General features: G+C 73.3%; 14 protein-coding genes. 8 read left to right on the top strand and 6 right to left on the bottom strand.

The window, feature by feature from the left end; translation table 11 throughout:
* Positions 1 to 215 precede the first annotated feature (215 nt).
* Positions 216 to 707 carry a DUF1360 domain-containing protein gene (locus ABZ919_RS36875; RefSeq protein WP_361257115.1) on the top strand — a complete coding sequence of 164 codons (492 nt, stop codon included), beginning with the start codon at positions 216 to 218 and terminating at the stop codon, positions 705 to 707.
* Positions 708 to 795: 88 nt separating this feature from the next.
* Here the strand turns inward: ABZ919_RS36875 and ABZ919_RS36870 are convergent, their stop codons facing one another.
* Positions 796 to 1,365: an MgtC/SapB family protein gene (locus ABZ919_RS36870; RefSeq protein ID WP_361257113.1), complete on the bottom strand. Its 570-nt coding sequence runs from the start codon at positions 1,363 to 1,365 to the stop codon at positions 796 to 798.
* Between the two features lie 255 nt (positions 1,366 to 1,620).
* Here ABZ919_RS36870 and ABZ919_RS36865 point away from each other — a divergent pair, with 255 nt between their 5' ends.
* Both ABZ919_RS36865 and ABZ919_RS36860 read left to right on the top strand, forming a co-directional pair.
* Positions 1,621 to 2,073 (top strand): DUF2267 domain-containing protein, encoded by a 453-nt coding sequence (locus ABZ919_RS36865; protein WP_361257109.1) that lies wholly within the window; start codon positions 1,621 to 1,623, stop codon positions 2,071 to 2,073.
* Positions 2,074 to 2,242: 169 nt separating this feature from the next.
* Positions 2,243 to 2,635: an ANTAR domain-containing protein gene (locus ABZ919_RS36860; RefSeq protein ID WP_361257106.1), complete on the top strand. Its 393-nt coding sequence runs from the start codon at positions 2,243 to 2,245 to the stop codon at positions 2,633 to 2,635.
* Here ABZ919_RS36860 and ABZ919_RS36855 read toward each other — a convergent pair.
* Positions 2,629 to 2,778 (bottom strand): hypothetical protein, encoded by a 150-nt coding sequence (locus tag ABZ919_RS36855; protein ID WP_361257103.1) that lies wholly within the window; start codon positions 2,776 to 2,778, stop codon positions 2,629 to 2,631. The genes ABZ919_RS36860 and ABZ919_RS36855 overlap by 7 nt on opposite strands.
* Before the next feature lie 509 nt (positions 2,779 to 3,287).
* On the opposite strand from ABZ919_RS36855, the gene ABZ919_RS36850 reads away from it, so the two are divergent.
* The 3 genes from ABZ919_RS36850 to ABZ919_RS36840 all read left to right on the top strand — a co-directional run bounded on the left by ABZ919_RS36850 (position 3,288) and on the right by ABZ919_RS36840 (position 7,192).
* A complete protein-coding gene (locus tag ABZ919_RS36850; protein ID WP_361257100.1) occupies positions 3,288 to 4,466 on the top strand; it encodes an AI-2E family transporter in 1,179 nt (392 codons plus the stop codon).
* A 448-nt stretch (positions 4,467 to 4,914) separates the two neighbouring features.
* A complete protein-coding gene (locus ABZ919_RS36845) occupies positions 4,915 to 6,054 on the top strand; it encodes an aromatic acid exporter family protein (protein WP_361257097.1) in 1,140 nt (379 codons plus the stop codon).
* A 202-nt stretch (positions 6,055 to 6,256) separates the two neighbouring features.
* Positions 6,257 to 7,192 carry an alpha/beta hydrolase gene (locus ABZ919_RS36840; protein WP_361257094.1) on the top strand — a complete coding sequence of 312 codons (936 nt, stop codon included), beginning with the start codon at positions 6,257 to 6,259 and terminating at the stop codon, positions 7,190 to 7,192.
* A 103-nt stretch (positions 7,193 to 7,295) separates the two neighbouring features.
* Here ABZ919_RS36840 and ABZ919_RS36835 read toward each other — a convergent pair whose 3' ends face one another.
* A complete protein-coding gene (locus tag ABZ919_RS36835) occupies positions 7,296 to 8,297 on the bottom strand; it encodes a LacI family DNA-binding transcriptional regulator (protein WP_361257091.1) in 1,002 nt (333 codons plus the stop codon).
* A 181-nt stretch (positions 8,298 to 8,478) separates the two neighbouring features.
* Positions 8,479 to 9,747, bottom strand: coding sequence for an MFS transporter (locus tag ABZ919_RS36830; protein ID WP_361257088.1), 1,269 nt, complete (start codon positions 9,745 to 9,747; stop codon positions 8,479 to 8,481).
* A 134-nt stretch (positions 9,748 to 9,881) separates the two neighbouring features.
* Between ABZ919_RS36830 and ABZ919_RS36825 the strand changes: the two genes are divergently transcribed.
* Positions 9,882 to 10,817, top strand: coding sequence for a LysR family transcriptional regulator (locus tag ABZ919_RS36825; RefSeq protein WP_361257085.1), 936 nt, complete (start codon positions 9,882 to 9,884; stop codon positions 10,815 to 10,817).
* Between the two features lie 189 nt (positions 10,818 to 11,006).
* Here the strand turns inward: ABZ919_RS36825 and ABZ919_RS36820 are convergent, their stop codons facing one another.
* Positions 11,007 to 11,972, bottom strand: a complete 966-nt coding sequence (locus ABZ919_RS36820) for a LysR family transcriptional regulator (RefSeq protein WP_361257082.1) — start codon at positions 11,970 to 11,972, stop codon at positions 11,007 to 11,009.
* A gap of 95 nt (positions 11,973 to 12,067) precedes the next feature.
* On the opposite strand from ABZ919_RS36820, the gene ABZ919_RS36815 reads away from it, so the two are divergent.
* Positions 12,068 to 13,192, top strand: a complete 1,125-nt coding sequence (locus ABZ919_RS36815; protein WP_361257079.1) for a putative sulfate exporter family transporter — start codon at positions 12,068 to 12,070, stop codon at positions 13,190 to 13,192.
* Between the two features lie 100 nt (positions 13,193 to 13,292).
* Here the strand turns inward: ABZ919_RS36815 and ABZ919_RS36810 are convergent, their stop codons facing one another.
* Positions 13,293 to 16,658, bottom strand: a complete 3,366-nt coding sequence (locus ABZ919_RS36810) for a lectin (protein WP_361257076.1) — start codon at positions 16,656 to 16,658, stop codon at positions 13,293 to 13,295.
* Positions 16,659 to 17,894 lie beyond the last annotated feature (1,236 nt).

Genomic DNA, 17,894 nt, shown 5'->3' with positions numbered 1-17,894 from the left:
CCCGCCGGAGCGCCACCCAGCTCAGGTCCCACTCCCCCACCCGCACCGCCCACCGGCACCACACACCGCCACTGCACCGCCAGCCCCTCGCCCCACACGGCCCGGCGACCACCGCCCCCACCGTCGCCGGCCCGAGGGTGCGCACGTGCGTGTCACCCAGCAGGCCCGGGGAACTCGTTGCGTGCCACGGCAACGCACCCACTGGAGGTCTGGGCATGACGACGGACGCCGTTCAGTACGACGACCAAGGGGACGTCCCCCTGGTCGGGTATGCGGCCCTCGCCTCCGTCTTCGCGGCCGGTGCCGGGGCTTTCGCGCTGCTGGCCCGGCGCCGGGGTGTGCAGGTGCCGCAGGAGGTGCCGCCGTGGGACGTGCTGCTGCTGGGGGCGGCGGCGTACAAGACGTCCAGGCTGCTGACGCGGGACAAGATCACGAGCTTTCTGCGGGCGCCGTTCACCCGCCGCGTGGACGCGGGTGAGGCGAGCGAAGTCATCGACGAACCGCGCGGCGACGGCATCCGGCGGGCCGTGGGCGACCTGCTGTGCTGCCCGTTCTGCACGTCCGCCTGGACCTCCGGCGCCCTGGTGTGCTCCTACGCGGCCGCACCCCGGCTCACCCGCCTGGTCTGCGCAGGCCTCGGCGCCGTGACGGTCGCCGACTGGCTGCAGTACGCCTGGACGTGGACGCAGCAGACGACCGAGGGCTGAGCGCACCCGCGAGCGAACCCGCTGACCGGCCCGCGAACCAACCGCTGAGCGATCCCCGCGGCCCCTTGTTCGTCGTCCGTCGCCGCGTTCACCTCGACGTCGAGCACGCCTTCGTCCCGGAACGGCTCCGACACCAGCGCCCCCGGTAGGTGAGGCGCGCCTCGAAGGTGGTCGCGGCCGTGCCGGGTATCCACCTCGAGGTGAAGGTCGGACAACCGCGCACCACGAGGAAGTGCAGAGCGGTCACCGCCAGCGCGAGAACGGGCAGCCCGCCGCCGCAGGCCATGCCGACCGCGCAGGTCAGCCAGATGGTGGCGGCCGTCGTCAGGCCCCGTACGGCGTCGCGTCGTACGAAGATCAGGCCGCCGCCGGTGAAGCCGATCCCGGAGACGATCTGCGCCGCGACGCGGGAGGGGTCGAAGGAGACGTTCTGCAGTCCGAGCACCGCGGTGAACCCGTACTGGGACACCTCCATCATCAGCGCGCCGGCGATACCGACCAGCGGGTGCGTGCGCAGTCCGGCGCTCTTCTGCTGCGCCGCGCGCTCCCAGCCGATCAGGCTGGACAGCAGCAGCGCCAGCCCCAGCTCGGCCAGCTGCCGCAGCCCCTGGCCGTTGTGCACGTCCCACAGCGGCGCCGCGAGCCCCGCTTCCGGCATCCCCACCTCGCGAGTCCGTCCGCCCGCGTCCGGGTCGTTCGGCCGTCCGCCGCCCTCGCCTACCCCGGGACGGCACGGCGACTCCCCGACTCCCCGGGCGGGGTACCGGCGGCGGCGACCGGGTACTCGGCGAGCGCCGCGGGAGGGCCTGGCCGGTGCCGGTGACGGCGCCGCCGGCCGGGCCGAGGCCGGCGCCTCGCCCGCGTCGAGGGACGTACCACGCCGTCAGAACGTCGTGAGGAAGGGACCGGCCCCATGCGGCACGACGAGATGATCGGAAAGGTGCAGGCGCTGGCCCAGCTCCCGGACCGGGGCTCGGCCGAACGGGCCGCGCACGCCGTCGTGAGCACACTGTCGGAGCGGCTGCCGTCCGGACTGGCCCGGCACGTGGCCGCGCAGCTGCCGCCCGACATGGCGGCGGCGATGCGGGAGGCGACGGATGCGGCGGCCGGGGCGGACGCCGGCGCGTCGGGCGAGCGGTTCGGGCTGACCGTCTTCGCCGGACGTGTCGCCGACCGGGCGGGCACCGACGAGAACACCGCCCTGCGGGAGGCCGCCGCCGTACTGGAGGTGCTGGACGCCGCGCTCGCCCCCGAGCTGACCGAGCGGATGGCCGGCGCGCTGCCCGCGGACATCCGTGACCTGCTGCCGGTGGGCCGGGCGACCGAGATCGCCGAGCGCGGCGGCGGCTCGGGCCGGGAGGGCTGAGATTCGCGTGGTGGCGCGGCGCGCGAACCGCGGCCGGCGCACACATGCCCGGCCGCGTGGCGCGGTACGTGCCGCGTGACGGTGTTGTGCACCGCAGGTTCGATGAGTGTGCCGGCGCCCGTCGAGGGCAGGTGCACCAGTGACGCCCCAGACCACGCAAAGGTGCTTCATGGCCTTCTTCGCGCTCTCTCCGCGCCAGCCGCTGGCCCTGCTGTCGTCCACGGACCTCGCCGTGGGGTACGAGCGGCTGCTGACCGAGAACGAACAGTTGCGGCGCGCCGTGGCGTCGCACGCGGTGATCGACCAGGCCATCGGGGCCCTGGTCGTCCTCGGGCGGATCGCCCCGGACGAGGCCTGGCGTGCGCTGCGGGACGTCTCCCAGCGCACCAACACCAAGCTGCGGGCGGTCGCGGAGCACATTCTGGACTACGCCCAGGGCGGGGTGCTGCCGGAACCGCAGCGGACCGAGCTCGGCAGGGCGATCGTGCGCTACCGGCGGTGCGCCGATGCGGGCGAGGGCCGGGCGGCGGGCGCCAAGGTCCAGCCTCCGGCGGATCAGTGACGGCCCACCCTCATGCGGCGGTGCCGGTGGGGCCTGGCGTGCCGGGCCACCGGAGGTCGCAGGACCCATCGGTCCTCGACCTGGGCGAGCCCGTAGAGCAGGATGCTGAGCACGGGGAGCAGCAGTACGGCGACGGTGATCACAGCAGGATCCCTCTCTGCTGACGGCACCTTCCGGGTGCCCCGCCCCCCTCGTCACGACCCGCGGAGGTTGTGAAAGTCCTGTGACCGCGACGGACCGGCAGCAGGACGATGCGCCCCGCGGGACGGCTCCGGTCACGGTTTCGGCCTGAGTTCCGGTCACAGGGCCGGTCACATGCGCCGCCCGGCTTCCGTCAGTGCGGTGGAAGAGGAACCGGGATGGAGGTCGTGCGGATGGATGCGTAGGAGGCGGTGGCCAGCGGGCCGGCGTCGCGGGCCTGCTCCGGGGAGCCGGTCCCGCGTGCGGCGCCGAGCGGATCCTCAAGTCTCCCTACCGTGAGCGGTGGTCCGCGGCGGCGCGCCGGGGACCCGTCTCGGCCCGCCTTGTCGGAGGTTCGGGCCTCCGCCGCGGAGACCGGCGCGGGCGCGTTGCGCGCGCCCCTGTCCGGACGTGCGCTTACGGTTCTGTGTGACCGACCGTCATCAGGGGTGACGGAGAGGAGCCGGGATCGGTGGTGGGCGACACGCGTCGGGGGACGGCAGGACCAGACGGCCGGCGCCGCAGGGGGCAGGTGCTGGGCAGCCGGCCCGGGTACTCCGTACGGCTCCCCGCCGTGCCGCGCACCGATCCGGGGCCGCCGGCCGAGCGGACGGTGCCCTGGCTGCGGGTCGCGGCGGCGTACTCCTGGCGGCTGATCCTCGTCGGGATCGTCGTCTACGGCGTCTTCAGCATCCTCGGCAGCTTCCAGCTCGTCGCGGTGGCCCTGTTCCTCGCACTGGTCGTCACCACCGTGCTGCGCCCGCTGACGGACCTGCTCAACCGGGTCCTGCCGCGGCCACTGTGCGTCGCGGTGGCGCTGGTCGGCAGCATCCTGGTGCTGCTGGCACTGCTGGCCCTGGTGGGCAACGCCGTGGCCGGCGAGTCGACCAGGCTGGCGGGTGAATTCCGGGGCGGTGCGCACCGTATCGAGGAGTGGCTGCGGCGGCCGCCGTTCCGGCTGAGTCCCGGGCGGCTGGCCGAGCTGGAGAACCAGGTGACGCGCTATCTGGCCGCGCACCGCTCCAGTCTGCTCAGCCGTGCCGTCAGCGGCCTGAGCCGCGTGGTCGAGGTGGTCACCGGGTGCGCGCTCGCGCTGTTCGCCTCGGTGTTCTTCATCCACTCGGGCGAGCACCTGTGGGGGTGGATCCGTGACCAATTGCTGCCGGCCGGCGCCCGGCCGGCGTGGGACCGGGCGGGACGGGCGGCCTGGCGGGCCTTCGCCGGATACACGCGCGGCATCATCATCGTGGCCGCCACCAACGCCGTGCTCGTCGGTGTCGCGCTGTTCGTGCTGCGGGTGCCGCTCGCGCTGCCGCTGACATTGCTGGAGTTCTTCGCCGCGTTCGTGCCGTTGGTGGGCTCGCCGGTCGCGCTCGGCATCGCCACCATCGTCGCGCTGGCCGGGCGGGGCCCGCTCATCGCGCTGGCCGTGCTGGCCCTGATCGTCGTGATCGGCCAACTGGAGGGCCATGTGCTCCATCCGCTGGTGATGAGCTGGGCAGTACGGCTGCATCCGCTCGTGGTCGCCGTGTCGGTGATCGCCGGCAGCATCATCGCGGGGGTGATCGGTGCCGTGGTGGCCGTGCCGCTGGTGTCGGTGGTCTGGGCGGTGCTGCGCGCACTGCGTGCCGTGCCTCCGCGGGGCGTGTGAAGGAGCGCGGCGCCGCCCTCCCCGTCCCAGCGAGGCGGCGCGGCCGTCGGCGCAGCGCTCAGCCGCGGCCGGCGCCACGAGCCTGCGGATCTCCTCCTCCGAGGCACTTCCGCCCTCGGCCGACCGGTTCCGGGCCGGCCCCTCCACGCAGCCCGACGCGCCACCGCGGGGCCCGTCGGCCACACAGGGGCGAGGAGGACGTCGTACACCGCCTGCCCGGGCCACGTTCCCGCGGCCGACGCCGCGACCTCCGCGATCGGCCACCCGGGCGGTGCGGTGGTCGTCCGGGGCCGACGGTCGGCATCATGCCTGCCGCGGCGGGCGGTGACCAGGGCCGATCCGCGGGGACCGGTGCGTAGGACGCGGGTGGCTGGTGACCCGGGACGGCATGCGAGGGCTGACTACAGGGAGCAATGAATCCGGTGACTCCCGGCGCGCCGCGCGCCGGATGCGAGCGATCCGTCAGGAGCTGTGGCGTGACGTGACGGCCGCGGCACACGGTGCGGCACGGGCCTGGGCCGGGCCGTGCCGGGAGCGGGACCTGGTCGTACAGACGCTGAAGGCGGCGCTGGCCGCATGGCTGGCCTGGGCGTTGGCGGGCTGGTGGCTGCACGCTCCGGTGGCCTTCGTCGCGCCGTGGGTCGCGGTGGTCCTGGTGGAGTCGACCGTGTACCGGTCGATCGCGCACGGGCTGCAGCAACTCGCGGCGATCGCGGCCGGCACCGTCGTGGCCACCGCGGTCGCTCTGCCGCTGCACGACACGGTGGCCGCGATGGCCGTCGTCCTGCCCCTCGCGATGCTGCTCGGCCAGTGGCGACGCCTGGGGAGCCAGGGCATCTACGCGGCCACCGGCGCCCTCTTCGTCCTGACCAACGGCAGCGTGACAGTCACCACCTCCACGGCCAGGCTCGTCGAGGCCCTGTTCGGCGCCGTGGTGGGCATAGCGGTCAACGCTCTGGTCCGGCCGCCGCTGTACCTGCGGGACAGCCGGGCCGTGCTGAAGGACGCCACCGAGGAGGCCCACGACGTCCTGCGGGCCGTGGCGGAGGGGCTGGCCGGGGGACGCTGGGACGCCGGGGAGGCCGGTGCCTGGCACGAGCGGGCGCTGCGGCTGCACCGGCTCGTGGAGCAGGCCCGCTCCTCGGTCGAGTGGAGCAGGGAGAGCCTGCGCGGCAACCTGCGCCACCGTCGCGCCGGTGCCGTGCCGCGGCCCGGCAAGGAGTACGACGACGCGGTCCTGGTGCTGGACTACGCGGCCGTGCACACGGCGGGTGTGACGCGCACGGTGCTGGAGGCCGCCACGGAGGACCGTGCGGCGCCCCGGCCACGCCCCGAACTCGCCCGCCGCTACGCGGAGTTCCTGCGCCGTACCGCCCAGGCGCTGCGGCTCTACAGCCACAGCCGGTTCGGCGACGCGTGCGACGACGAGCTCGGCACGGCCGTGGCGCGGCTGCGCGAGACGCTGGACGCGCTGCGCCGGGATCTGGTCCGCTCCACGACCGACGATCCCGACGAGGTCGCCACGTACGGCGCACTGCTCACCCAGGCGCACCGGCTGGCCGATCAGCTGGCCGTCTCGGGCACATGACCTCGCCGTGCGTCGTGACCGGTGCCCGACGGCCCCGGCAACGGTGTATCCCGCGGCGCGAGACGGGCCGCCCGGCCCGACACGGCCCGCACGTCGGTACAGGAAACCTCGCCCGGCATGGGTTACACGTGTAACATCGCGGTGCGCCGACGAGTTCCGCGCCGTCCGCGCCCCAGCCCGGCCGACGACGGAAGGCCCCGCCATGACCTCGACAGCACCCGTCCAGCTCGACACGGGCTGGCCGCCGCCCCCGTTCCACGCGCCCTCCCCCGCGGTGACCGGCACCGACGGTGTCCGCCGCTTCGAGGGGCTGACCTACGCGACATCGCCGGGCTACCGGCCCCGCCTGCTGGACATCCATGTACCGCCCGCCGCAGGCCCCGTGCCGGCCGTCGTGTGGATCCACGGCGGCGGCTGGCTGGAGGGTGACCGACGCTATCCGCCGCCGACCGTGCCGGTGGAGCTGCTGCACGGAGCCGTGCTCGGCGCCGGCCTGGCCCTGGTCTGCGTCGACTACCGGCACAGCCTCGAGGCGCCGTTCCCCGCCCAGCTGCACGACGTCAAGGCCGCCGTCCGGTACGTACGGCACCACGCCGCACCCCTCGGCATCGACCCCGACCGGATCGGTGCGTGGGGCGAGTCGGCCGGCGGGCACCTCGCCGCACTGACCGGCCTGGTCCGCGCCGACACGCACGGAGCCGGACTCGAAGGTGCGGAGGGCGTGCGAGAGGGGAGCAGCGCGGTGCGGGCCGTCGTCGACTGGTACGGCGTCTCCGACATCGAGCCGTTCCTGGTCCACGCCATGCCCTCGTCGCCGGGCGAGGGGTCCTACCCGAATCCCGTCCACGCGCTGCTCGGCGGGCCGGAGGCCGAGCGCCGGGAACGGGCGCGCGGGGCCAGTCCCGTGACCTACGCGGCGGACGGCGGCGCGCCCCCGTTCCTGCTGGTCCACGGCCGCGAGGACGCGGTCGTGCCCTACGAGCAGAGCGAGGCCCTGGCCCGGGTGCTGTCGGACGCGGGCGGTGAAGTCACGCTGCGGCCCGTCGAAGGTGCCGACCACATCTTCCTCGGCTCGGCGGAGGTGCCCGCGATCGTCGCGCACAGCGTGGACTTCCTGCGCAGGCATCTGACCGCCTGACCGGAAGCACGGCGGCAGACGGCGCCGGCCCCGGGCATCCGTCGGTCGCGCACCGCACGGCCTCTCGGGGCCGCCGTCGGCCGACGCGCCGAAGCAGGTGGAGTCAGGCGGACTCGCGGCGCACGAGGACCGGTTCGACCGCCGGCAGGGGCGCGGCGGTGCCGGTCACGATCAGGTCGTGCAGCGCCGCGGCGACCTGGGCGGCCGAGGGCACCTCCAGCCGGATCGTGGTGAGCGCGGGGCGCTGCAGGGCCGCCGTCACGAGGTCGTCGCAGCCGACGACGGCGACCTCACCCGGAACGTCGACGCCGGCGTCGCGCAGCGCGCCGAGCAGCAGCGCCGCGTACTCGTCGTTGTAGGCGAAGACACCGTCCAGAGCACGCTCCGCCCAGCCGCCCGCCAGCTCCGCGGCCGAAGCCTGCGTGTACTCGATCTCCAGCGGCGTGACGGCCGCCGTCGTACGGGCGGCCACGCTCCGCGCACCGGCCAGGCGCGGCTCGGCGAAGGCGGACAGACCGCGCTCGCGGGGCATGACGACGCCGATGCGCCGTCGTCCGCGGGCGACGAGGTGTTCGGTCGCGAGCACGCCCACCCGCCGGTCGTCGAGGACGACCGTGTACACGCCTTCGACCGGCTGCGGTGCGAGGGCCATCACGGCCTGCACCCCGGCGCGCCGGAGCACGTCCACACCGGCCGCGCCGAGGCTCGTACCGTCGAGCGCCAGGACCGCGCCCGGGCGCAGCTCCGCCCACGCGCGGGCGGCGGTGACCGGGTCGGCGAACCGGCCCGCGTGCAGTACGGCCGTGTAGCCGTACCGCTCGAGCTCCGTGTGCAGATCGTCGATCCAGCCGCTGACCAGGCGGCCGATGGCGGACACCGCGGCCGGGATCAGCACCAGGCTGGTGCGGCCGGCCCGCAGAGAACGGGCCGCGGCGTGCGGCACATAGCCGAGGGCGTCCGCGGCGGCGAGGACCTTCGTGCGGGTCGCCTCGCTCACCCGGTGCGCCTGGGTGTTGTTCAGCACGAAGGAAACGGTGGCCCGCGAGACGCCCGCCAGCCGTGCGACGTCGGCGCTGGTGACGGCCGTGGCCGCTCTCCTCGCCATGGTTGCCTTCCGCTCACCGGTCCTTCCGCCGGGCACCACGTTACACGCGTCAAGCGGAAGATACGTGGGGTGCGACGGCCACCGATGACACGAGTAAGCATCGGAGTGGCATGGATCGGCGACGACCGTTACTGCCGTGACGAAGTGACCGAAGCGTCTGCCGTGTCCGCCGTGACGCCGGTCAGGCGCGGGACGCTGCGGGCTCCGGCTCGGAGAGCTGCGCCGGCGCGCGCCACGGCAGCAGGAGTGGGGTCGCCAGCAGGAGTACGCCGGCCAGGCCGATCGCGGTACGCGGACCGAGCAGGCCGCCGAGCACGCCCCAGACGGCCGTCAGGAGCGCGGTCGAGGCCTTGGTCGTCACTGCCCAGGCGGACAAGGTACGGGTGACCCGGTCGGTCGCGGTGCGCTCGAGGCGGTAGGTGGCGTAGACGGGGTTGAAGACCCCGCAGCAGCAGATGAGTCCCAGCTCGACACCCATCACCAGCAGCAGCCCGCCCGTCCCCGGCCCCAGGAGAGCGAGACCGACGGACCAGATCGCGCGCAGCGCCCCGACCACGACCAGGACCCGGTGCTGCCCGAACCGGGTGACGAGCGGTCGGGCCAGCCGCGAGCCGAGCAGCCCGCCGATCGAGGGTGCGGCGAAGGCGAGGCCGTACTGCCACGGTGCGAACCCGAGTCGGCCGAGCATCAGCACGGCGAGCAGAGGCTCGGTGGCCATCACCAGGCCGTTGAACAGAGCGGTGTTGAAAAGCAGCGGACGCAGTGTCGCGTCGCCCAGGACGTACCGCCAGCCGTCGAGCAGGTCCCGGACCCGCATGCGTGCGGCCTCCGGGCGCTCGGGCCGCGGCTCGTGCCCGCCCGTCGCGCGGATGCCCAGGGCCGAGAACAGGTAGCTGACCGCGTCGGCCACCACCGTGGCCACGGGACCGAGGAACCCGATCGCGGCGCCGCCCAGCGGCGGTCCGACGATCGTGGTCGTCCAGGCCGTGGACTCGAACCGGGCGTTGGCGACGAGCAGGTCCCCGGCCGGCAGCAGCGTCTTCAGGTACGCGCCGGAGGCGGCGCGGAAGGTGATGTCGGCCGCCGCGACGACGACCGAGACCAGCAGGAGCTGAAGGAAGCTGAGCACGCCGACCGCGTACGCGGCGGGGATCGTGAGCAGCGCCGCGAACCGCACCAGGTCCATCGCGACCAGCATGGGCCGCTTGCGGCGGAACTCCACCCACGGGCCGAGCGGCACCGCGACGGCCGCACCCACCGCGGCCCCTACGGAGGAGAGCGCGGCAACCTCGGCCGGTCCGGCGTGCAGCACCCGGATGGCGATCAGCGGGAACGCGCCGAAGGCGAGCCAAGTGCCCAGTGCGCTGGTCCCGTACGCTGCCCAGAGCCAGCCGAACCGCCGTCCCAGCCGATGTCCGAGCAGCTGTCCCAGCCGGTGCCCGCTCCTCATGCCGGACGCCCTCCCGTCACTCATCCGCACAACCGATCCGCGACCGGAAGCATCAAAGCGGGCTCACCACCAGGGGATCAAACAACCGCAGGCCGCCCAGCCACAACCTGGGGTTGTGCCCCTAGGGTGTCGACATGGACCTCGACACCGTTCGGACCTTCGTCGCCGCCGCCGACGCGCGGCAGTTCCAGGAGGCCGCCGCCGAACTGGCGGTCACCCAGCAGGCCGTCTCCAAGCGCATCGCCGCGCTGGAGCGCAGCCTCGGCGTGCGGCTGTTCACCCGCACCGCGCGCGGCGCCGAGCTCACCATCGACGGGCAGGCGTTCCTGCCCCACGCGCGCGAGCTGCTGCGCGTCGCCGAGCGTGCGGTCGCGTCGGTGCGCACCGGCCGCCGTGCGCTGCGCGTCGACGTGATCGCTTCGCGCGTCGCGCCGTCGGGTCTCATGCGCGGCTTCCACCGCGCTCATCCCCACATCGAGCTCGACGTGGTCATGTTGTTCGACGTCGAGGCCGCCGTCAGCGCCATCCGGTCCGGCGCGATCGACGCGTCCTTCCGTGCCGTCGCCATGCCCGGCCGGCCTCTTCCCGATGACATCGAGTCCGTCCGGGTGCTCGACGAGCCGCTCCAGCTCCTCACCGGCCCCGCACACGCGCTGGCGGGCGCCCGGTCGGTGACCGTCGCCCAGCTCGCCGGACACCGGATCTGGATGCCCGGCATCGTCCCCGGCACCGAGTGGGCCGCCTACTACGACGACCTCGTCGCCGGGTTCGGCCTCACCATCGAGGCGACCGGCCCCAATTTCGGCTCCGACGCGCTCCTGGACACCGTCGCCGACACCCCGGCCCTGGCCACCTTCATGGGCGAGCACACCCGACTCGTCTGGCCCTCCGGCCACGGCCTGCGCCGCATCCCGGTCACCGACCCGACGCCCGTCTACCCGCACTCACTGCTCTGGCACCGTGACAACCCCCACCCGGCGCTGTCCACCCTGCGCGCCCACCTCGCCGCCACGGCCTCCGGCCACGACGCCCTCGGGACGTGGGTGCCGGACTGGGTGATTCCGCGCTGACGGTCGCCACGCCCACGCTCGATGGCCGTGACCGGATCGACGAACGGCGACTGCGGGAATGCGTGGCCATCGGCGAACTCCGGCTCTCCCTGCCGGCGTCCCAGGCCCTGGTACCCAGCTGCCGGCCGGAGCACTCGGGCACGCCGCCGCGGGGGGCACGGCGAGGCGGGCGCGGCCGTCCCGTCGGGCCTACGCGCGGGGCGTCCGCTCGCCGGTGAACGCCCGGCGGGCCACCGCGACCAGTTCCGCCGCCGGGCCCACCAGACGCCGCCCCGTCGGCCACACCGCGCGCAGGTCGCGCGTGAGATCTACGCCCGCGACGTCGACGCCGATCAGCCGGCCCTCGGCGATGTCCCCGCGGACGGCGAGCTCGCTCAGGACGGACGGCCCGGTGCCGGCGATCACCGCACCGCGCACGGCGGCCGTCGAGCCGAGCTCCACCAGGGGCCGGACGCGTTCACAGCCGGCCAGGTACAGGGCGCGGTCCAGGGTCTGCCGTGTGCCGGAACCGCTCTCCCGCAGCACCAGCGGTGTACGGGAAAGCTCCCCCGCCGACAACGGCTCCCGTCGCCGCGCCCACGGGTGGCCGGGGTCGACGACGACGACGAGCCGGTCCTCGGCCACCTGCCGCGTGGACATCACCCGGGACAGGCGCGGCCCCTCGATGAACCCGATGTCGGCCGCGCCCGACTCGACCAGCTCGGGCACGTGCTCGCTGTTGGTCACCTGAAGCCCGATGTACAGCTCCGGCCTGCGGCCGCGCAGCTCGCTGATCCACGCCGGGAGCAGGTACTCCGCGATGGTCAGGCTCGCCGCGACGCGCAGTTCGGCCTCCCGCCGGTCGCGCAGTGCGCCCGCCCCCGCGAGCAGCTCGTCCAGCTCGTCCAGGACCCGACGGGCGTGCCCGGCGACGACCTGCCCGGCCAGTGTCAGCCGGGAGCCGCGGCGGGTCCGGTCGACCAGCACCAGGCCCAGCCCGCGTTCCAGCGTGGACAGCCGGCGGCTCGCGGAGGGCTGGGAGATCCGCAGCCGCTCGGCCGCCCGGCCCAGGCTGCCCAGGTCGGCCACGAGGACGAGGAGCCGCAGCGACTCCAGGTCGGGCGTGCGCAGGGGAAGTGGAAGGGCACGGGGATCCGGCAGGGAGGACTCTGTCACAGCGCCAGCGTATGACCCGCTCATACGCCAGGGCTATGACCTCCTGCTCGATCAAGGGCTACAGACCAGTCCGCCGGCCGCCCAGAGTGGTGATCATGAAGGACGCCAGCCTCTCCCGGACCGGGACCACCTGCCCGCCCCGCCCTGCCACCGTCCGGCCCGCCGCCGGCCTCGCCACCCGGCTCCAGGGCTCTGCCGCCCGGCTCCCCGGGCTGGCCCTCGCCGTCGGTGTCGCCCTGGTCGCGACCGCGCTGGGCCGGCTGGTCCCCGTCGTGGGCGGGCCGGTGTGCGGGATCGTGCTCGGGGTGCTGGTGGCGGTCGCGGTGCGGCCCGGGGGCCGGCTGCGGCCCGGCATCGCCTTCGCCGGGCGCGCAGTGCTCCAGGCCGCGGTGGTGCTGCTGGGCGCGCAACTGTCCCTGGGGCAGGTGCTGCGGGTCGGTGTCGGCTCACTGCCGGTGATGATCGTGACCCTCACGGTCTGCCTGGCGGCCGCGTACGGGATCGGACGCCGCCTGGGTGTCGTCCGCGACCTGCGCACACTGATCGGTGTGGGGACCGGGATCTGCGGCGCCTCGGCCATCGCCGCGGTCACGCCGGTCATCGGCGCGGCCGAGGCGGAGGTGGCCTACGCCGTGTCCACGATCTTCGTCTTCAACGTCGCCGCGGTGCTGACCTTCCCCGCCCTCGGTCACCTGCTGGGCATGGGCCAGCACGCCTTCGGCCTGTTCGCCGGCACCGCGGTCAACGACATGTCGTCGGTGGTCGCCGCCGCCACCACGTACGGCGGTCCGGCGGCCGACTGCGCGGTGGTGGTCAAGCTGGCCCGCACGCTGCTGATCATCCCCATCTGCCTGGGCCTCGCCGCCCTCGCCCGCCGCCGCGCGCGGACGGCGGCCGCCCCGGCCGACGCCGGCGCTGCGGGTCAAGGGCGGGATCCTGCCGGCCCGGTGCGCGTGGGCCGGCTGGTGCCGTGGTTCCTCGCCGGCTTCCTCGTCCTGGCAGCCGTGAACACGGCCGGCCTTGTCCCGTACGGCGCCCACGGCCCGCTCAGCACGCTCGCCGGTTTCCTGATCACCGTCGCCCTGTCCGCGATCGGCCTGTCCACCGAACCCACCCGACTGCGTCGCACCGGCCCCGCTCCCCTGCTGCTCGGGGGCTGCCTGTGGCTGGTGGTGTCCGCCACCAGCCTCGCCGTCCAGTTCCTGGCCCGGTACCTGTGACGCTCGGCGCCGTTCGAGTCGGGCCTGTACACGGGACCGGGCCGGTTCCCGGGGCGCGTGCCCCGGAAACCGGCCCGCGGCCGTCAGTGTCCGCCGGGTCTCACTGGCCGAAGCCGTAGGCGAACAGGTGGTCGCTGCCCGTCGAGCCCGTGACCGGCAGGGTGATCGACGCCACCTGCCTGGACGCGTCGAGCGGGACCTTCGCGGCGAAGACGTAGGTCTTCACGCCGTCCCGGCCCCCGCTGCCGGTGTTCCGGTAGGCCGTCGTGACGGCCGTGGTCTCGCCCGGGAGCGGCTTGCTCGAACCGGCGTTGAGCGTCCAGTCGGAGAAGCCGACCGTCGCCTTCGAGGTGGTGCCGTCGGTGTAGGTGACGGTCACCGTGCCCGACACCCCGCTGCCGTCGGTCGGTGCGTTGGTCGCCGTGCCCAGCAGGCCCAGCGACGCACCCGAGGTGCCGGCCGGCATCGCGATGGTCTGGCCGGCCATCTCCAGGTTGTCGAGCTGACCGGACGTCACCTCGGGCCAGGTGTAGGCGATGCCGTCGACCGTGACGGTGGAACCGCTCGTGACACCGGCCGCCGACAGCGCGTTCTGCGAGAACGCCCAGCCGCCGCCGTCGAAGCCGCCCGAGAACTTCGCACCGTCGGGGTAGATGCCTTCATTGGTGTCGTAGGGCCACAGTTCTCCGGCCCTGGCCACGGCCACGCGGAAGGCCGCCCCGCTCAGCGCCGCCCCGGTGCTGTGGTCCGTCAGCGCGAAGGTGACCGGGTACGTACCTTCGCTCGCACCCGCTGTCACGTGGACCTTCGCCTCGGCGCTGCCCGAAGCGGGCACCGTCACCGAACCGGACGCCGGGTCGAGCGTGACACCGGAGGGCGCCGTCGCCTTCCAGTCGACGGTGACGTCCTTGCCGCCGAGGTTGGTGAGGTCGAGCGTGGCGTCACCGGACGCGCCCGGCTGGAGCACCAGTCCGTCGCTGGAGGGCCCGGTCGCGGCCAGGACGCGGTCGCCGCCCGTGGTGTCCGACGGCGGCACCGCCGACGGGTCGGAGGCCCAGGACTTGTCGGGCTGGGCGCCGAGCGTGAAGTCGACCGTGCCCGCCCCCCTGAACTGCTGGTACGTCAGCCAGGAGGTCTTCCACTCCTTGCCCTTGACGTCCAGGGACTGCACGTACGGGGCCCCGGGTGCCGCCTGCGGTGCGTTGATCTGCACCATCTTGCCGCCGGCGAGGACCACCTCGGCGACCGGGAACACCGGGCTGCCGAGCGCCAGGGTGTCCGTGCCGGGAGTCTCGGGGTACATGCCGAGCTCGGACCACACGTACCAGGAACTCATCGCGCCGAGGTCGTCGTTGCCGAACGAGCCGACCGGAGCGTTGAAGTACAGCTTCTGCTGAGCCTCGCGGACGGCCTCCTGGGTCTTCCACGGCTGGCCCGTGTAGTCGTACTCCCAGGGGATCTCCACGCTGGGCTCGTTGCTCAGGTCGGCGTCGGTGTTGCCGGGATCGGTGATGTCGTCCAGCAGGCTGTCCAGGTAGGACGAGTACGCCTTGTCACCGCCGCGCGCCTGGATGAGCTGCTGCAGGTTGAACGGGACCATCGGCGTGTACTGGGCCGACGTGCCCTCCACGAAGCCGTTGGACGTGCCCGGGGTGAAACCGCCGGCGAACTGGCCGTCCTTGTTCTTCGCCTGCATGTAACCGGTCTGCGGGTTGAAGACGTTCATCCAGTCCTGGGCGCGGGTGGCGAACTTCTGGTAGACGGCCGTCTTGCCCAGCGACTTCGCGAAGGCGGCGAGGGCGTAGTCGGCGGAGTCGTACTCCAGTTGTGTGGAGACCGGTCCGTAGAAGTTGCAGCAGCCGTAATCGTTCTCGTCCAGCGGGAGGTAGCCCTTGGCGTCCCGCACCGACTCGCCCGGGCGGTCGTTGTTCGGGACGGTGGCCTCGTGCTGCAGGGCGGCGAGCGCCTTGGACGTGTCGAAGTCGCGGGCACCGAAGGCGTACGCGTCGGAGATGATGCCGGCGGCCGGGTCGCCGACCATGACGTAGCTCTCGCCGTTGTTCGAGGCCCACTTGGGCAGCAGGCCCGTCTGGTCGTAGCCGTTGAGCATCGAGGTGACCACATCGCTGGTGAGCTCGGGCTCGACCATCGCCATCAGCTGGGTCTGGGAGCGGTAGGTGTCCCAGCCCGAGTAGTTGGCGTACTGGGCCTGCTGGCCCTTGGCCAGCTTGTGGATCTGGTTGTCCATGCCCATGTACTGGCCGTTGTCGTCCGAGAAGACGTTCGGGTGCAGCAATGCGTGGTAGAGCGCGGTGTAGAACTGCACCTGCTGGTCCGAGGACCCGCCGCCGATGCGGATCTTGTTCAGCACCGAGTTCCAGGCGTTGTGGTTCGCCTGCTCCACGGCGTCGAAGTTCCAGTCCTTGATCTCGGTGGCGAGGTTGTCCGCCGCGTTGGCGTCACTGGTGTAGGAGATGCCGACCTTTGCCCGCACCGTCGGGTGGGAGGAGGTGTCGAATGTCAGGTACATGCCGTTCGCGCCCGTGGTGGGGGGCTCGGCGGACGTGCCGGCGGCGTTCCTGCCCGTGGCCGGCGTCCGGGGCGCCGCTGCGGCGCTCGGGGCCGGGGACGGCGTACCGGAGGACTTGCCGGCGCTGCCGTGCACGGTCGGGGACGGGGCGGCGGGTACGGTGAAGTGCTTCTCCTTCAGCCGTTTCGACGGATGCGCAGGCAGGTTCTGCCGGGCGTTGCCCGCCTTCAGCGACGTCGCACCGGAGTTGATGGTGCTGCCGACCCAGGTGCCGCTGGTGGTGAACGGCTGGTCGAACTTGATGTCGAAGTGCAGCGTGTAGCGGTTGCCGGCGCCGCAGAAGTGACCGCTGTCGATCGAGCCGCTGATCTCCTTCTTGTTCACCACCTGGACGCGGGTGCCGTCCACCTGAGTGGCTCCGCCGCTGAGCTTGAACAGCAGGTTCGCCTGCTTCCCCGCCGGGAAGGTGAAGGTGCCGAGGCCGGCGCGGGTGGTGTCGGTCAGCCGGGTGGTGACCCCGCCCGCGTCGGTGAGCTCGTAGTGGCCGATGCCGGTCCGCTCGTCGTCGTGGCTGAAGCCGACGGACGTGTTGCCGAGGTTGCCCGACAGCGTGCCGGTCATCGGCAGGACGGGCAGGTCGCCCGCGACGCCGCAGCCGGGTCCCGAGACGTGGGTGAGGCTGAAGCCGGAGACCTTGCCGTCGTTGTACTCGTAGCCGCCGCCGGAGGGGCGGTCGGGCGTCGTGTCGGGACCCCACTGCATCATGCCGGCCGGCATGTCGGGGCCGGGGAAGGTGTCCACCTCTCCGGAGGTGCCGATGAGGGGGTTGACGAGGGACGCGGGGTCCTTCACCAGCGCCGGTGTCGTGGCGCTCGTCGCGTAGGCGTGCCCGATCGCGGGGAGCGGGAGTGCCGCGAGGCCCAGGACGGAGATCACGGCCAGGCGTTGGCGAAGTCTCTTGCGGTTACGTGGCGCAGCTGAACGTCGGGGTCGGACCATCGGTTGCCTCCGCAGCGGTTCGTGCTTCGCACAGGTGCTGACGTGCCGAAGGACGGGGACGTCGTCGACGGCAACGCTGCCGGTCGCCCCGGGAAACGGCCTGACAACGTTGCCATACACGAGTGTCGAGTGAAACGCGTGGGCTTACGGCGTGTCAACGAGGCCAACGGCACTTTCTGAGCGCGAAGTTCGCAGCCGGTGTCTTCGGCGCCACTCCGCCTGGGCCGGGCCGGCCGTTCCGCTACCCCGGCGCATCTGTCCCTCAGTCACCGGCCGCCCTTCAGGTGGCTCCGTGTTGTCGAGGGCAGTGAGCCGCTCCTCCTCGGCCGAACCAGCCGGGAGCCGGGCCGAGTTGCGGACCCCTCGCGGAAGACACCGTCCGCCCCGCCGCCGAAGCGTCGACACGAGGGAAGACGCGGGCCGACGACAGGTACCGCCCGTCGCACCAGGGCGTCATGAGCGGGCGGCCGCAGGGTCGGTGAGCAGACGGTGGAGCTGCTCCCGGATTCCCCGGCGACACGGCCGGCGGACGGATCCGGGGCACCCTTGAGGTCCCGCGCATGGCAGCGGTCCATCACGCCGGCGTCACCGAGGAGTTCTCGGGTTCTCGACGACGCGCGGCACAACCGAAGCGCCGACAACGCCGCCTGCATCGCAAAAGCGACGGGCAACGACCCGGGGCGAGTTCTCCATCCGCACCGCCTGCTCCCCGAGGGCCACCCACAGGTACCACCGCCCGACGGACGAGGTGGAGTCGCTCGAGCGCGGCTCCTTACCAGTCGCTGACGTGCCGGTCGCCGTGCGGTCCTGCGCCGTACACGCCTGGCATGCTGGGGCAGTGCGGGGCGGTCCTGTACGCGGCCCGTCCGCCGCGAGCCCCCCGGCCCCCTGCCACGCTCAGGCCGGTGCGGGCGGCGAGGAGTTGTCGGCCCGCGCCAGGACGGCACGGTCAGCGGCCCTTCGGCCCGTCCGACGGGGCACGGAGGCCGTCGCTGCGGCACAGGAGAAGCGGCTGCTGCAGTGACAGGGCGTCCCGGGCTTGTGCCCGGGACGCCCACACGATCTCGCACCTTCACTGAGCTTGGCGTTTAACCTCGCGGGTCACTCGTCCTGCTGACCTGCGGTTCTTCACGGGACAGCGGAGGCGGCCGTTCTCCACGCTTCGAGATGTCG

This window comes from Streptomyces sp. NPDC046759 (assembly GCF_040645475.1).
GTDB lineage: Bacteria > Actinomycetota > Actinomycetes > Streptomycetales > Streptomycetaceae > Streptomyces.
This window is presented reverse-complemented; position numbering and strand designations above follow the sequence as displayed.

Coding starts and splice junctions, on each gene's coding strand:
- ABZ919_RS36875 (WP_361257115.1), top strand. CDS start 216: ATGACGACGGACGCCGTTCAGTACGACGACCAAGGGGACGTCCCCCTG.
- ABZ919_RS36870 (WP_361257113.1), bottom strand. CDS start 1,365: ATGCCGGAAGCGGGGCTCGCGGCGCCGCTGTGGGACGTGCACAACGGC.
- ABZ919_RS36865 (WP_361257109.1), top strand. CDS start 1,621: ATGCGGCACGACGAGATGATCGGAAAGGTGCAGGCGCTGGCCCAGCTC.
- ABZ919_RS36860 (WP_361257106.1), top strand. CDS start 2,243: ATGGCCTTCTTCGCGCTCTCTCCGCGCCAGCCGCTGGCCCTGCTGTCG.
- ABZ919_RS36845 (WP_361257097.1), top strand. CDS start 4,915: ATGCGAGCGATCCGTCAGGAGCTGTGGCGTGACGTGACGGCCGCGGCA.
- ABZ919_RS36840 (WP_361257094.1), top strand. CDS start 6,257: ATGACCTCGACAGCACCCGTCCAGCTCGACACGGGCTGGCCGCCGCCC.
- ABZ919_RS36835 (WP_361257091.1), bottom strand. CDS start 8,297: ATGGCGAGGAGAGCGGCCACGGCCGTCACCAGCGCCGACGTCGCACGG.
- ABZ919_RS36830 (WP_361257088.1), bottom strand. CDS start 9,747: ATGAGGAGCGGGCACCGGCTGGGACAGCTGCTCGGACATCGGCTGGGA.
- ABZ919_RS36825 (WP_361257085.1), top strand. CDS start 9,882: ATGGACCTCGACACCGTTCGGACCTTCGTCGCCGCCGCCGACGCGCGG.
- ABZ919_RS36815 (WP_361257079.1), top strand. CDS start 12,068: ATGAAGGACGCCAGCCTCTCCCGGACCGGGACCACCTGCCCGCCCCGC.